Annotated in this window: 13 protein-coding genes and 6 tRNA genes; 14 read left to right on the top strand and 5 right to left on the bottom strand. The window is 65.2% G+C overall.

What is annotated here, in order from left to right:
• Positions 1-13 precede the first annotated feature (13 nt).
• Positions 14-1084 (top strand): UDP-N-acetylmuramate dehydrogenase, encoded by a 1071-nt coding sequence (gene murB, locus QE399_RS18270; protein WP_309830980.1) that lies wholly within the window; start codon positions 14-16, stop codon positions 1082-1084.
• A 411-nt stretch (positions 1085-1495) separates the two neighbouring features.
• On the top strand, positions 1496-2161 hold the full coding sequence (locus QE399_RS18265; protein ID WP_309830978.1) for a 7-cyano-7-deazaguanine/7-aminomethyl-7-deazaguanine transporter: 666 nt from the start codon (positions 1496-1498) through the stop codon (positions 2159-2161).
• A 109-nt stretch (positions 2162-2270) separates the two neighbouring features.
• Here the strand turns inward: QE399_RS18265 and argG are convergent, their stop codons facing one another.
• The 4 genes from argG to QE399_RS18245 form a co-directional block, all read right to left on the bottom strand.
• Positions 2271-3614: an argininosuccinate synthase gene (gene argG, locus QE399_RS18260; RefSeq protein ID WP_309830975.1), complete on the bottom strand. Its 1344-nt coding sequence runs from the start codon at positions 3612-3614 to the stop codon at positions 2271-2273.
• 72 nt (positions 3615-3686) lie between these two features.
• Positions 3687-4004 (bottom strand): pyrimidine/purine nucleoside phosphorylase, encoded by a 318-nt coding sequence (gene ppnP, locus QE399_RS18255; RefSeq protein ID WP_309830973.1) that lies wholly within the window; start codon positions 4002-4004, stop codon positions 3687-3689.
• A gap of 140 nt (positions 4005-4144) precedes the next feature.
• Complete coding sequence (locus tag QE399_RS18250; protein ID WP_309830971.1) at positions 4145-4765, bottom strand: glycine zipper 2TM domain-containing protein; 621 nt, start codon at positions 4763-4765, stop codon at positions 4145-4147.
• 139 nt (positions 4766-4904) lie between these two features.
• Positions 4905-5297 (bottom strand): ArsC family reductase, encoded by a 393-nt coding sequence (locus QE399_RS18245; protein WP_309830969.1) that lies wholly within the window; start codon positions 5295-5297, stop codon positions 4905-4907.
• Between the two features lie 100 nt (positions 5298-5397).
• Here QE399_RS18245 and folC point away from each other — a divergent pair, with 100 nt between their 5' ends.
• The 12 genes from folC (at position 5398) to QE399_RS18185 (ending at position 13143) form a co-directional block, all read left to right on the top strand.
• A complete protein-coding gene (folC, locus tag QE399_RS18240) occupies positions 5398-6723 on the top strand; it encodes a bifunctional tetrahydrofolate synthase/dihydrofolate synthase (protein ID WP_309830966.1) in 1326 nt (441 codons plus the stop codon).
• A gap of 14 nt (positions 6724-6737) precedes the next feature.
• Positions 6738-7616, top strand: a complete 879-nt coding sequence (locus QE399_RS18235; protein ID WP_309830964.1) for an SPOR domain-containing protein — start codon at positions 6738-6740, stop codon at positions 7614-7616.
• Between the two features lie 42 nt (positions 7617-7658).
• On the top strand, positions 7659-8147 hold the full coding sequence (locus QE399_RS18230) for a CvpA family protein (RefSeq protein ID WP_309830963.1): 489 nt from the start codon (positions 7659-7661) through the stop codon (positions 8145-8147).
• A gap of 72 nt (positions 8148-8219) precedes the next feature.
• Complete coding sequence (purF, locus tag QE399_RS18225) at positions 8220-9725, top strand: amidophosphoribosyltransferase (RefSeq protein WP_309830961.1); 1506 nt, start codon at positions 8220-8222, stop codon at positions 9723-9725.
• 38 nt (positions 9726-9763) lie between these two features.
• Positions 9764-10984, top strand: a complete 1221-nt coding sequence (locus QE399_RS18220) for an O-succinylhomoserine sulfhydrylase (RefSeq protein ID WP_309830959.1) — start codon at positions 9764-9766, stop codon at positions 10982-10984.
• 12 nt (positions 10985-10996) lie between these two features.
• Entirely contained in the window at positions 10997-12397 is a 1401-nt protein-coding gene (gltX, locus tag QE399_RS18215; protein ID WP_309830956.1) for a glutamate--tRNA ligase, read from the top strand.
• Positions 12398-12462: 65 nt separating this feature from the next.
• Positions 12463-12538, top strand: a tRNA-Ala gene (locus QE399_RS18210).
• Between the two features lie 35 nt (positions 12539-12573).
• Positions 12574-12649: transfer RNA gene (locus QE399_RS18205), tRNA-Glu, on the top strand.
• Positions 12650-12698: 49 nt separating this feature from the next.
• Positions 12699-12775, top strand: a tRNA-Asp gene (locus QE399_RS18200).
• A 64-nt stretch (positions 12776-12839) separates the two neighbouring features.
• Positions 12840-12915, top strand: a tRNA-Ala gene (locus QE399_RS18195).
• Positions 12916-12941: 26 nt separating this feature from the next.
• Positions 12942-13017 (top strand) — tRNA-Glu (locus tag QE399_RS18190).
• Positions 13018-13066: 49 nt separating this feature from the next.
• A tRNA-Asp gene (locus QE399_RS18185) sits at positions 13067-13143 on the top strand.
• Between the two features lie 217 nt (positions 13144-13360).
• Here the strand turns inward: QE399_RS18185 and QE399_RS18180 are convergent.
• Positions 13361-14119 carry a 3-hydroxyacyl-CoA dehydrogenase gene (locus QE399_RS18180; protein WP_309830954.1) on the bottom strand — a complete coding sequence of 253 codons (759 nt, stop codon included), beginning with the start codon at positions 14117-14119 and terminating at the stop codon, positions 13361-13363.
• Between the last annotated feature and the right edge of the window lie 46 nt (positions 14120-14165).

Below are 14165 nucleotides of genomic sequence, written 5' to 3'. Positions count from 1 at the left end.
GACAATTCGGGTGATGTTAGTCGAGAAAAACGCCCCCCTCCAGCACTGCAATACCTTCGGCATCGTCGCCCGTGCCCAGACGCTGGTGCGCGCACGTTCGGTGCAGGACGTCGAGGCGCTGGTGGCCGATGCCGACCTGGGCCGCCAGCCCGTGTTCGTGCTGGGCGGCGGCAGCAACATCGTCATCACCGGCGACGTGAAGCCCGTGGTGCTCAAGATGGAGATCAAGGGCCTGCGCCTGGTGAGCGAGACCGACCGCCACTGGATCGTCGAGGCCGGCGCCGGCGAGGTCTGGCACGACGCCGTGGCCTGGACGCTGGCGCACGGCTATCCCGGGCTGGAGAACCTCGCGCTGATCCCCGGCACCGTGGGCGCAGCGCCGGTGCAGAACATCGGGGCCTATGGGGTCGAACTGCAGGACCGTTTCGACTCGCTCGACGCCATCGATCTGGCGACGGGCCAGGCGTTCTCGCTCGATGCCGCGCAGTGCGCCTTCGGCTACCGCGACTCGGTGTTCAAGCATGCGCCGCAGGCCGTGGGCGAAGGCGGCCTGCCGCGGGGCATGGGGCTGGCCGGCCGGGCAGTGATCACGCACGTGCGGTTCCGTTTACCCAAGGCCTGGAAGCCCGAGCTGGGCTACCTCGACTTGGAGCGCAAGCGCGCCGAGGCCGGTGTCGACCAGCCCACGGCGCAGCAGGTCTTTGACTGGGTGTGCGAGGTGCGCCGCGCCAAGCTGCCCGACCCGGCCGTGGTCGGCAACGCCGGCAGCTTCTTCAAGAACCCCACGGTGACGCCGGACCAGTGCGCCGACATCATCGCGCGCGAGCCGAAGATCGTGCACTACCCCATGCCCGACGGCTCGATCAAGCTGGCCGCCGGCTGGCTCATCGACGCCTGCGGCTGGAAGGGCAAGAGCGTGGGCAAGGCCGGCGTGTACGAGAAGCAGGCGCTGGTGTTGGTCAACCGCGGCCAGGGCGCCGACAGCGTGACCGGCGGCGAGGTGATGACCCTGGCTAAGGCCATCCAGACCAGCGTGTACGAGCGCTTCGGCATCCGGCTGGAGCCCGAGCCAGTAGTTGTTTGAATGCTCCTTGATTGATAGCTGTAAGCGCTTTTTGCATAAGCGCTAAAGGCCACTTTCGTTCAAATATTCAACGCCCGTACCCGTCGAGTGGCCGCGGAGCAGGCCATGCCAGCAGACGCCGTGGAACGGGATTCGCCCGGCCACTGGCGTCGTCCCCCTTCCCATCGCGCAGCGATGAGAGAAGGGGCTGAAGGCCGCGGCTCCAAGCCTGCCTGCGCAGGCTTGGACGTGCCGGAAGGGCTATCGTCTCTGGCGGTTGCTCGGAGGCGCGCAGCGCCTCAGGGGGATGCCCCTCGGGCCGTTCGCGTAGAATGCGCGCCTTTCGTCAATCCATGGGTTCCCTCGCCCCCATGACGGACGTTCTGCACCATCCGTAACGATGCAGAGCGCTCCACCCCAAAAAGGACTGCCATGACCTCCGTTCAGGCGCCGCCGTCGCGCGTGCCGCTGTATCTCTCCCTTCTGGTGGCGTTCCACATCGCCATCGTCATCGCCAGCAACTACCTGGTGCAACTGCCGATCACGCTGTTTGGCTTCCACAGCACCTGGGGGGCGTTCAGTTTCCCGTTCATCTTCCTGGCGACCGACCTCACGGTACGGCTGATCGGCAAGTCGCCCGCGCGGCGCGTGATCACGCGGGCCATGCTGCCCGCGCTGGTGGTGTCGTATGTCGTGGGCGTGCTGTTCCACGAGGGGCGCTTCAATGGCTGGGGCGCCCTGGGTGACTTCAACAGCTTCGTGTTCCGCATCGCCTTCGCCAGTTTTGCGGCCTATGTGCTGGGGCAACTGCTCGACATCCAGGTGTTCGACCGCATCCGCCAGCAAAGCCGCGCGTGGTGGCTGGCGCCGACGGCGGCTGCGATCGTTGGACAGGCGCTGGACACGGTGGCCTTCTTCGGCATCGCCTTCTGGCGCAGCTCGGATGCCTTCATGGCCACGCACTGGGGCGAGATCGCCGTGGTGGATTACGTCATCAAGCTGGTCGTGAGCCTGCTGTTCTTCGTGCCGGCCTATGGCGTGGCGCTGGCGGCGATTGCCCGGGCCATGCGCCGCTTGCCGGAGCCGGCGGCCGCCTGATCCTGCGAGCTGGCTCCCAAAGAAAAACCGCCCGGTCGCAAGACAGGGCGGTTTCTTTTTTGATAGCTGCCAGCGCTTGTGTATCAAGCGCTGGAGGCTGATTGGATGCTTACTTTTTGGCGCTGCCGTCGTCCAGTTGCGCCAGTGCGGCATTGCCACCCAGCGACAGCAGGCCCGAGTTGGCATACACGCCCAGCTTGGCGCGCGTGTCCACGATGTCCAGGTTGCGCATGGTCAGTTGGCCGATGCGGTCCAGCGGCGAGAACGGCGCGTCTTCCACCTTCTCCATCGACAGGCGCTCGGGCGCGTAGGTCAGGTTGGCGCTTTCCGTATCCAGGATGGAATAGTCGTTGCCGCGGCGCAGTTCCAGCGTCACCGTGCCGGTGATGGCGCGCGCCACCCAGCGCTGGGCGGTCTCGCGCAGCATGATGGCCTGCGGGTCGAACCAGCGGCCCTGGTACAGCAGGCGGCCCAGCTTCAGGCCGTTCATGCGGTACTGCTCGATGGTGTCTTCGTTGTGGATGCCGCTCACCAGGCGCTCGTAGGCGATGTGCAGCAGCGCCAGGCCGGGGGCTTCGTAGATGCCGCGGCTCTTGGCTTCGATGATGCGGTTCTCGATCTGGTCGCACATGCCCAGGCCATGGCGGCCGCCGATGCGGTTGGCTTCCAGGAACAGTTCCACGGGGTCGCTGAACTCGACGCCGTTCAGCGCCACAGGCTGGCCTTCTTCGAAGCGCACCGAGACTTCCTCGGCCTTGACGGCCACGTCGTCCTTCCAGAACGCGACGCCCATGATGGGGTTCACGATGCGGATGCCGCTGTTCAGGAACTCCAGATCCTTGGCCTCGTGCGTGGCGCCCAGCATGTTGGAATCGGTGGAGTACGCCTTCTCGGCGCTCATCTTGTAGCCGAAGCCTTCCTTCGTCATGAAGGCCGACATTTCGGCGCGGCCGCCCAGTTCGTCGATGAACAGCTGGTCGAGCCAGGGCTTGTAGATCTTGAGCGACGGGTTGGTCAGCAGGCCGTAGCGGTAGAAGCGCTCGATGTCGTTGCCCTTGAAGGTCGAGCCGTCGCCCCAGATGTGGACGTCGTCTTCCTTCATGGCGGCCACCAGCATCGTGCCGGTCACGGCGCGGCCCAGGGGCGTGGTGTTGAAGTAGGTGGCGCCGGCGGTGCGCACGTGGAAGGCGCCGGCCTGCAGCGCGGCGATGCCTTCGTGGGCGAGCTGCGTGCGGCAGTCGATCAGGCGGGCCTTCTCTGCACCGTACTCCATCGCCTTGCGCGGGATGGCGTCGTAGTCGGGCTCGTCGGGCTGGCCCAGGTTGGCCGTGTAGGCGTAGGGCAGGGCGCCCTTGTTCTTCATCCAGCGCAGAGCGGCGCTGGTGTCCAGGCCGCCGGAAAAGGCGATACCGACCTTCTGGCCGGTGGGGAGGTTCTGGAGGATGGTTGCCATGGAATGCTTCTCAAAAATGATAGCTGCTTGCGCTTGCTACATAAGCGCTGCAGTCCAAAAACGCTCTGAATATCAGCCGTAGTGGCAGATGTAGTGGTAGGCCTCGGTCACGCGGATGTCGAACTTAGAGTTGGCCGGCACGCTGAACTTGTCGCCAGCAGCGGACTTCACCCAGGTGTCGGAGCCTGCGAGCTTGTACTCGCAGGAGCCGCCCACGCATTCCATGATTTCCGGCGCGCCCGTGCCGAAGGTCAGCGTGGCAGGCAGCACCACGCCCACCGACTTCTTCGTGCCGTCGGGGAAGGTGATGCCGTGGCTCACGCACTTGCCGTCGAAGTACACGTTGGCCTGGGTGGTGACGGTCACGCCGTCGATCTTTTCGGTGGTCATGGATGCGGGCAGGGTTGGGAGGACGAAGGAAACCGAAGATTCTAGTGGCGCAGCGGCCACGCAGCCCGGCAGCGGCGCCGTGCGCGCTACTGGCAGGCATGAAAAAAGGAGCCAGAAGGCTCCTTTGCATGGTGCGGCGCTCAGCGCCAGTAGGGATCGTGCCGCGGCGGATAGTAGGGTCGGCCGTAGCCGTTGCGGTACTCGATGACGGCGCTCACGGGCGGCGTCACATACGCTGCGGGACCGGGCAAGGTGGACACGACCCCTTGCTGCGGGTACTGGTCGTAGCTGACCATGCCCGGAACGGCGGGCTGCACGTTCAGCGGAATCCATTGCCCCGGATCGTTCTGGGTGCGGGTCGTGTACTGGCGGCCGGCGTATTCGTAGGTGACGTCGTAGCCCATGGCGCGGTTCTCGTAGTAGGTCTGGGTCGAGCAGCGTTGCACATTCTGGTAGCCCGGCCGGCCGCCTTCGATGTTGTTGCCCAGCACGGCGCCGCCGATCACGCCCAGCACGGTGGCTGCCGCACGTCCGCTGCCGCCACCGATGGCATTGCCGGCGGCACCACCGGCCACCGCACCCAGCAGGGCGCCAGCACCGGAGGGTCGGGAGTCGCTGTAGATGGTTTCATTGCCGCAGACCTGCTGGGGCACGGCCACCTGCTGCGTGATGGGCGTGACGGAAAGAACGCGCCCCTGCTCCTGCGCGGCAGCGACCGCCGCAACGCTGGCCAGGGCGGTCAGGACGATGATCTTTTTCATGATGGAGAAACTCCTTTCGGTCGGTATACAACGCACGACATGGCCCGAAGGTTGCGCCGCCGACCCTGCGGTTCGATGTCTGGCGGCGTAAAGGTGCGTAAAGTTGCCTGCAAGGCCGCTACAAACGCCTGTCGCGTTCTCAGCCTTTGGAGAGATTCTGCGCCGCTTCGTTCCATGCCGCGGCGTCGAAGCCGACGGTGATCGGAGCTGTGGGGCCCTCACCCCACTCGACCACAGGGCGTTTGATGGCCGAGGGCTGCTCCTGCAGGAGCTCACCGGCCGAGGCTGCGTCTACCACGCCGGCTTGAATGGCGGGGTCGAGCTTGCGCCAGGTCGTGCCCTGCCGGTTGAGCAGCCTGTCCCAGCCGACGGCGTTCTGCCATGCGGAAAGGCGCTCGGCGGGCACGCCCTGCTTCTTGAAGTCGTGGAATCGGTAATCGATGCCCTGCGCTGTGAGCCAGGCGCGGGCCTTCTTCACCGTGTCGCAGTTGGGAATGCCGTAGAGCTTGATGGAGGCGTTCTGTTGTGTCATGCCGGGATCATCGCGCACCCGCGATGGTCGCGGCAATCGAGGGTCGAGGTGTCCATGGGCGCCGGAAGGAATGCGTGGCTGGGCGACAATCGCAGGCTCTATGCATACCCCGCTTCTCACCCTGGACGACTGGCTGGCCCACTGCGAGCGCCTGCATCCCAAGAACATCGACATGGGACTGGACCGCGTGCGCGCCGTGGCGCAGCGCATGGCTCTGCGGTTCGAGTGCCCGGTGATCACCGTGGCCGGAACGAACGGAAAGGGCTCGACCTGCGCCATGCTCGAAGCCGTCGCCCAGCAGGCGGGCTATCGCACCGGCGTGTACACCTCGCCGCACCTGGTGCATTTCGAGGAGCGTTGCCGCGTGCACGGCGAGAGCGTGCCGGCGGCCTCGCTGCTGGAGCACTTCGCAGCGGTGGAAGCGGCCCGCACCCAGGGGGGCGAAGAGGTCTCGCTGACCTACTTCGAGTTCACGACACTCGCCATCCTGCGGTGCATGAGCGACGCCGGGCTGGATGTGGCCATCTTGGAAGTGGGGTTGGGCGGGCGGCTGGATGCGACCAATGTGATCGACGCCGACTGCGCCGTCATCACCAGCATCGACATCGACCATACCGAGTTCCTTGGCCCCGACCGGGAGTCGATCGGTCGGGAGAAGGCCGGCATCATGCGCACAGGGCGGCCAGTGGTCGTCAGCGACCCGATGGCGCCGCAAAGCGTGCTGGACCACGCGCTGGAGATCGGGGCGGATCTTTGGCGCTTCGGCCACGACTTCAATTTCTCGGGCGACAAGCAGCAGTGGGGCTGGGCCGGGCGCGGCCGGCGCTACGCGGGCCTGGCCTATCCGGCCTTGCGGGGGGCGAACCAGTTGGTCAACGCCTCCGGCGTGCTGGCGGCGCTGGAGGCACTGCGAGATCGCTTGCCGGTGACCGCGCAAGCCGTGCGCAACGGGCTGGCGCTGGTCGAATTGCCCGGGCGCTTCCAGATCGTGCCGGGGCAGCCCACGCTGGTGCTGGACGTTGCGCACAACCCGCATTCCGTTGCGGCGCTGACGGCCAATCTGGATGCCATGGGCTACTTTCCCACCACGCATGCCGTGTTCGGCGCCATGGCGGACAAGGACCTGGCGCCCATGCTGGCCAAGGTCGCGCCCTTGGTAGACCGCTGGTATTTCACCGATCTGCCGACGTCCCGCGCCGAAACGGCCGCCGGCCTGCAGCAGAAGTGGAATGCCCTGCAGATCGTGGCCGGAGGACGCCGGCAGGTGCCCACCAGCCTGCATACGGATCCGGAAAGGGCGCTGGAAGCCGCCGTCGCTGCTGCAGAACCCACTGATAGAATCGTGGTCTTTGGCTCGTTCTACACCGTGGGCGGCGTACTCCAGCACGGAACGCCCCGCCTGCAGGCCAAGCATCTCGGCGCCTAACGAGTCCGCACCCCATGGCATTTTTCAAGTTCCGCTGGCTTGGTCAGAAAGACCAGGCCGAGACAGCCAAGCCCGCCCGCCGGTCGTCCCGCAACGCCCAGGCCGAAAGCATCGACGCCATGCGCCGCCGCGCCCGGCACCGGCTCATCGGAGCAGCAGTGCTGGTGCTCATCGGCATCGTTGGATTTCCGCTGCTGTTCGACACCCAGCCGCGTCCCATCCCCGTCGATATTCCCATCGACATTCCCGATCGCAACAAGGTAGCGCCCCTGGTGGTGCCTGACGCCGCTGCGGGCAAGGCTGCGACGCAGCCCGTGACCCCTGCAGTGCCGTCGGCTGCCGCGTCCGCCAATACCTCGGCTTCGTCGGTTGCCGGCCTCGATGCGGGCGAGGAAGTCCTCAGCCCCAAGCCGGCGGCTCGCGCATCGACTCCGGTCGTGCCGCTGCCCCCGCTGCCGCAGCTCGATACGCACGCCCAAGCCAAGCCGGAGACCCGCGCCGAGCCCAAGCCCGAGCCGCGGCAGGAATCCAAGCCGGAGCACAAGCCTGCAGCCCCTGAACCCAAGCCTGCGCCACGCACGGACGATGCCGCGCGGGCGCGGGCGCTGCTGGAAGGCCGCGAGTCCGCCGCTGCGGCCAGTGCGGCTGCACCCAAGGCCGAGGAAGGCCGTTTGATCGTGCAGGTGGGCGCATTTGCGGACGCCGACAAGGCCAAGGAAATCCGCTCGAAGCTGGAGCGCGCCGGCCTGAAGACTTACACCCAGATGGTGGATACCAAGGACGGCAAGCGCACGCGGGTGCGTGTCGGCCCCTATGCCAACCGGGCCGAGGCTGACAAGGCGGCCGGACGCATCAAGGGCATGGGACTGCCTGCATCGGTCCTGACGCTGTAGCCCGACGCGTTCTGGGCAGGCGCAGGAATCGGAACCTCTGGCATGGCGGCGCTGGACTGGATTTTCATCGTGGTGCTCCTGGGCTCCTTTGTCGTCGGGGCCTGGCGAGGGCTGGTTTTCGAGTTGTTGTCGCTGGCCGGTTGGGTGGTGGCGTTTTTTGCGGCGCAGTGGTGGGCTGCAGACATGGGCCGCATGCTGCCGATGGGTGAGGCGGACGACGCCTTGCGCCTCGCAGCGGGTTTTGTGGTGGTGTTCATTGCGGCGGTGTTCGCCTGCGGATTCGTGGCGTGGCTGATGAAGAAGCTGATCGAGGCCGTGGGACTGCGGCCCGCGGACCGGACGCTCGGCGCCGTGTTCGGCGTGCTGCGGGGCGTGATCCTGTTGTTGGCGGTGGGGCTGGTGGCGCAGTGGACGCAACTGCAGGAAACGGACTGGTGGAAAGAGTCGCGGGGCGCCCCCATATTGCAACAGGCCCTCAAGGATTTGAAGCCGGTGATACCGGAAGGATTTGCGAGGCACCTGCCCTCGTGATGTACCGGCTGCCCAGTGTGGCGGTGGTGATTTTTTCGGCGGATTGGCTCCGCCTATGGATGGAACGCGAATATGTGTGGAATCGTCGGCGTGGTCAGCGCAACTCCCGTCAATCAACTGATCTATGACGCCTTGCTGCTCCTGCAGCACCGCGGCCAGGATGCCGCCGGCATCGTCACGCAGGAAGGACGCAAGTTCTTCATGCACAAGGCCAAGGGCATGGTGCGCGACGTGTTCCGCACCCGCAACATGCGCGCGTTGCCAGGCGCGGTCGGTCTGGGCCAGGTTCGCTATCCCACGGCAGGCAATGCCTACAGCGAGGAAGAGGCCCAGCCGTTCTACGTGAACGCGCCCTTCGGCATCGTGCTGGTACATAACGGCAACCTGACCAACGCCCAGGCCCTGCGCGCTGAGCTGTTCTCCACCGACCACCGCCATACCAACACCGAGAGCGACTCCGAAGTGCTGCTCAACGTGTTCGCCCACGAACTCGAACGATCGACCCGGGGCGTGCCCCTGCAGGTGGAGGACGTCTTTGCCGCAGTGCGAGCCGTCCACAAACGGGTGAAGGGGTCCTACGCGGTCGTGGCGCTCATCGCTGGGCACGGGCTGCTCGCTTTCCGCGACCCGCATGGCATCCGGCCGCTGTGCCTGGGCCGCAGCGCGGACGGCACGGTGATGGTGGGCAGCGAGTCCGTGGCCCTGGAAGGGACCAGCCATGTGTTCGAGCGCGACGTGCAGCCTGGCGAAGCCGTGTTCGTGACCCTGGATGGCCAGGTGCATGCGCAGCAGTGCGCCGATGCCGCGCAGCTGAATCCTTGCATTTTCGAGTTCGTCTACCTCGCCCGCCCGGATTCGGTGCTGGATGGCATTTCGGTTTACCAGGCCCGCCTGAACCTGGGCGAGGCGCTCGCCAAGCGTGTGATCTCCACTGTACCGCCCAACGAGATCGACGTGATCATCCCGATTCCCGAATCCAGCCGCCCCAGCGCCACGCAGCTCGCGCACCTGCTGGGTATTCCGTACCGCGAGGGCTTCGTCAAGAACCGCTATGTGGGCCGGACCTTCATCATGCCGGGGCAGGGAGTGCGCAAGAAGTCGGTGCGCCAGAAGCTCAACGTGATCGCCAGCGAGTTCAAAGGGCGCAATGTGCTGCTCGTGGACGACTCCATCGTGCGCGGCACCACCTCGCGCGAAATCGTCCAGATGGCCCGCGATGCCGGCGCCCGCAAGGTCTACCTGGCGAGCGCGGCTCCACCAGTGCGCTACCCCAACGTCTACGGCATCGACATGCCGACCAGCAGCGAACTGGTGGCGCATGACCGCACCGTCGAGGAAATCCGCGAGGCCATCGGCTGCGACGCGCTGATCTATCAGGACGTCAATGCCATGAAGAAGGCCGTGGGTTCGCTCAACGGTGGCATCGAGGGATTCGATGCCTCCTGCTTCGACGGCATCTACGTCACGGGCGACATCACGGCCCAGGACATCGCGCGCCTGAATGAAGGCCGCGTGGGCAAGGAAGAGCAGGAAGAAGACACTTCCCGCCTGGCCTTGCCGAACGCCCAGGACGCCTGAGCGTCGCCCGCAGCCTTTTTCTTGCAGGACATCCGCACGTGACCGACCGATCCCTTCCTCCCGGCCTGCACCCCGATACCCTGGCGGTGCGCGAATCCATTCCTCGCAGTGCGTACGGCGAGAACTCCGAAGCGCTGTATCTCACCAGCAGCTTCGTGCAGCCTGACGCGGCCACCGCGGCCCGGCGCTTTGCGGGCGAGGAGGAGGGCTTTACCTACACCCGCACCGGTAACCCAACGGTGACCGCCTTCGAACGCCGGCTGGCCGCCATGGAGGGCACGGAAAGCGCCATCGCAACGGCCACCGGCATGTCCGCCATCCTGCTGATGTGCCTGGCCCTGCTGAAGACGGGTGACCACATCGTGTGTTCCCAGTCGATGTTCGGCTCGACCATCAAGCTGCTGGGTAGCGAACTCGCGCGCTTCGGCGTGCAGACCACCTTCGTGCCGCAGACCGATGCGGCTGCTTGGAAGGCGGCGTTGCGGCCCGAGACGCGGCTGATGTTCGCCGAGACGCCCACCAACCCGTTGACCGACCTGTGCGACATCCGCGCGCTGGCCGAGATCGCGCACGGCGCGGGCGTGCTGCTGGCGGTGGACAACTGCTTCGCCTCGCCGGTGCTGCAGCAGCCCGCGCGGCTGGGTGCGGACCTGGTGATCCACTCCGGCACCAAGTTCCTGGATGGGCAGGGCCGCGTCATGGCAGGAGCCGTGTGCGGTCCGCGTGCGCTCATCGACGAGAAACTGGGGCCGTTGATCCGCAGCGCCGGCATGAACCTGTCGCCCTTCAATGCCTGGGTCGTGCTCAAGGGGCTGGAGACGCTGTCCATCCGCGTCAAGGCCCAGAGCGCCAACGCGCAGCAGTTGGCACAGTGGCTGGAAGCGCATCCGCGCGTCTCGCGCGTCTACTATCCCGGCCTGGCTTCGCATCCCCAGCATGCGCTGGCCATGCAGCAGCAGTCGGGAATGGGCGGCGCGGTGCTGTCCTTCGACGTCAAGGCGCCGGCAGGGGACGCGGCCGCGGCCCGCAGCCGGGCCTTTCACGTGATCGACAGCACCCGCGTGTGCAGCATCACCGCCAACCTCGGCGATACCAAGACCACCATCACCCATCCGGCCAGCACCTCGCATGGCCGCCTCACAGAAGAGCAGCGGCAGGCTGCAGGCATCGGGCAGGGCTTGATCCGTGTCGCCGTGGGCCTGGAGCATATCGGCGACCTGACCGACGATCTGGCCCGTGGCCTCGACTCCCTGGACTGAATGACCCCACCCATGACCCAGCGCATCCGTACCCGCTTCGCACCGTCCCCTACCGGCTTCATCCACCTCGGCAACATCCGTTCCGCGCTCTATCCCTGGGCGTTTGCCCGGGCAACGGGGGGCGATTTCATCCTTCGCATCGAAGACACGGACCTGGAGAGGTCGAGCCAGGCGGCGGTCGACGTCATTCTGGAAAGCATGGACTGGTTGGGCATGCAGCCTGACGAAGGTCCGTTCTACCAAATGCAGCGCATGGACCGCTACAAGGAAGTGCTGCGGCAGATGCAGGAACAGGGCCTCGTCTATCCCTGCTACATGAGCGTGCCTGAACTGGATGCCCTGCGGGAGCGCCAGATGGCCGCCAAGCAGAAGCCGCGCTACGACGGCACGTGGCGCCCGGAGCCTGGCAAGACCCTGCCGCCTGTTCCCGAAGGCGTACAGCCCGTGCTGCGTTTCCGCAACCCCGTGGACGGCGTGGTCGCCTGGGAAGACAAGGTCAAGGGTCGCATCGAGATAAGCAACCAGGAGCTTGACGACCTGGTGATCGCGCGTCCCGATGGAACGCCCACCTACAACTTCTGCGTGGTGGTGGACGATATCGACATGGAAATCTCCCACGTGATCCGTGGCGATGACCATGTGAACAACACGCCGCGCCAGATCAACATCTTCCGCGCGCTTGGCAAGGAGCCGCCGGTGTATGCGCACCTTCCTACCGTGCTCAACGAGCAGGGCGAGAAGATGAGCAAGCGCAACGGTGCCAAGCCCGTGACGCAGTACCGCGACGAGGGCTACCTGCCCGAAGCCATGGTGAACTACCTCGCGCGCCTGGGCTGGAGTCACGGAGACGACGAGATCTTCAGCCGCGAGCAGTTCCTGCAGTGGTTCAACCTCGACCACCTGGGCCGCAGCGCGGCCCAGTTCGACGAGGCCAAGCTGCGCTGGGTGAATGCGCAACATCTGAAGGCGATGCCGGACGACGCCCTGGCTGCCCTGATCGGGCGCACGCTCGAGCAACGGGGGCTGGCCTCGGAAGTGCTGGCCGATGGCCGACTGCCGCGCATTTGCGCACTCTTCAAGGACCGCTGCGAGACCACCGTGGCGCTGGCGGATTGGGCCCAAGTGTTCTATGGAGACGTCAGGCCCCATGCCGAAGAGCGTGCCCAGCATGTGACGGAGGCAGTGTGGCCTGCCATCGAATCCCTGCGCACGGCGCTGCTGGAGTGCGCCTGGGACAAGGCCTCCATCGCCGCCGCGTTCAAGCAGGTACTGGCAGCCCATGGCCTGAAGATGCCGCAACTGGCCATGCCGGTGCGCGTGCTGACGGTGGGGACTGCGCACACGCCATCGGTCGATGCGGTGCTTGAATTGGTCGGTCGCGAAAAAATTGCAGCGAGATTGCGAAAGGGCTAAAAACCTGTCTATAATTCAAGGCTCAGGTGATGACGATAAACACAGTGTGAATATCGAAGTCAAGTGGGGGTATAGCTCAGCTGGGAGAGCGCTTGCATGGCATGCAAGAGGTCATCGGTTCGATCCCGTTTACCTCCACCAATCTGAAGTTAGAGAACGGTTAGTTCCCAGGTTTTGACCCTATCGTCTAGAGGCCTAGGACATCACCCTTTCACGGTGAGTACCGGGGTTCGAATCCCCGTAGGGTCGCCAAGTTGTAGCGCTTGGCTTGTGTGCATACGCAAGCGAAAGCTGCCTGCCAGGAGTGGTAGTTCAGTTGGTTAGAATACCGGCCTGTCACGCCGGGGGTCGCGGGTTCGAGTCCCGTCCACTCCGCCAGTCAAAGTCCTTTGCAGGTCGCTGATGTGCAAAGGATTTTCTTTGGTGCAAGCCAAAGAGCAGTGGGGGTATAGCTCAGCTGGGAGAGCGCTTGCATGGCATGCAAGAGGTCATCGGTTCGATCCCGTTTACCTCCACCACAATTTATAGGTTAGTTCCAGGTTTTGACCCTATCGTCTAGAGGCCTAGGACATCACCCTTTCACGGTGAGTACCGGGGTTCGAATCCCCGTAGGGTCGCCAAGTTGTAGCGCTTGGCTTGTGTACATACGCAAGCGAAAGCTGCCTGCCAGGAGTGGTAGTTCAGTTGGTTAGAATACCGGCCTGTCACGCCGGGGGTCGCGGGTTCGAGTCCCGTCCACTCCGCCAAAGATCAACCCGTTGTCATCGCAAGATGGCAGCGGGTTTTTTCTTGTTCAAGGCAGAACCAAGGTTTCTTCGGTGGAGCGCAGGGCGCGACCTCCGCTGCCATTGCCCGCACAAGCCGAAGACTGCACGGCGCTTCGATCCGTGTGTCATGGCGCTGCATGAGCCTCGCAACAGGCCCGGGTCGACCGCGCATCCGATCGGCCCGAGCTCAGCAGTATCAGCGCGGGGCGAGCCGGATGGCCCCGTCGAGCCGGATCACCTCGCCGTTGAGCATGTCGTTCTCGAAGATGTGCACCGCCAGCTTCGCATAGTCCTCCGGGGTGCCCAAGCGGCTGGGGAAGGGGACACCTGCGGCCAGCGCATCCTGGACTTCCTGCGGCATGCCGAAGAGCATGGGCGTGCCGAAGATGCCGGGTGCGATGGTCATGTTGCGGATGCCGTTGCGGGCCAGATCGCGCGCAATAGGCAAGGTCATGCCAACGATCCCTCCTTTGGAGGCGGAGTAGGCGGCCTGGCCGATCTGTCCGTCATAGGCCGCCACGCTGGCCGTGGAAATCAGGACACCGCGTTCGCCGGTCGCCTCGGGCTCGTTCTTGGCCATGGCGTCTGCTGCCATTCGGATCATGTTGAAACTGCCGATAAGGTTGACCGTGATCGTCTTGCTGAAGCTGGACAGGGCATGGGGGCCGTTCTTGCCGACGGTCTTCTCGGCAGGAGCGATGCCGGCGCAGTTGACCAGGCCCATCAGCTTGCCAAGCGCGACAGCGCGGTCGATCACCGCCTGTCCATCCGTTTCGCTGCTGACGTCGCAGCGAACGGAAATGCCGCCGATCTCGCGCGCCACGGCCTCTCCTTTGTCCGTCTGCATGTCGGCGATGACCACCTTGCCGCCGCGGGCTGCCAGGGCGCGGGCGGTGCCTTCGCCCAGGCCCGATGCGCCGCCGGTCACGACGAATACCTTGCCATTGATCTCCATGAATGTCTCCTGTGAGTGACGTTGACGTAAACGTCAATTATGCCCA

Source organism: Paracidovorax wautersii, assembly GCF_031453675.1.
In the GTDB taxonomy this organism is placed as follows: domain Bacteria; phylum Pseudomonadota; class Gammaproteobacteria; order Burkholderiales; family Burkholderiaceae_C; genus Paracidovorax.
Note: the sequence above shows the minus strand (reverse complement) of the source record. Positions and strands in the feature narration are given on the sequence as shown.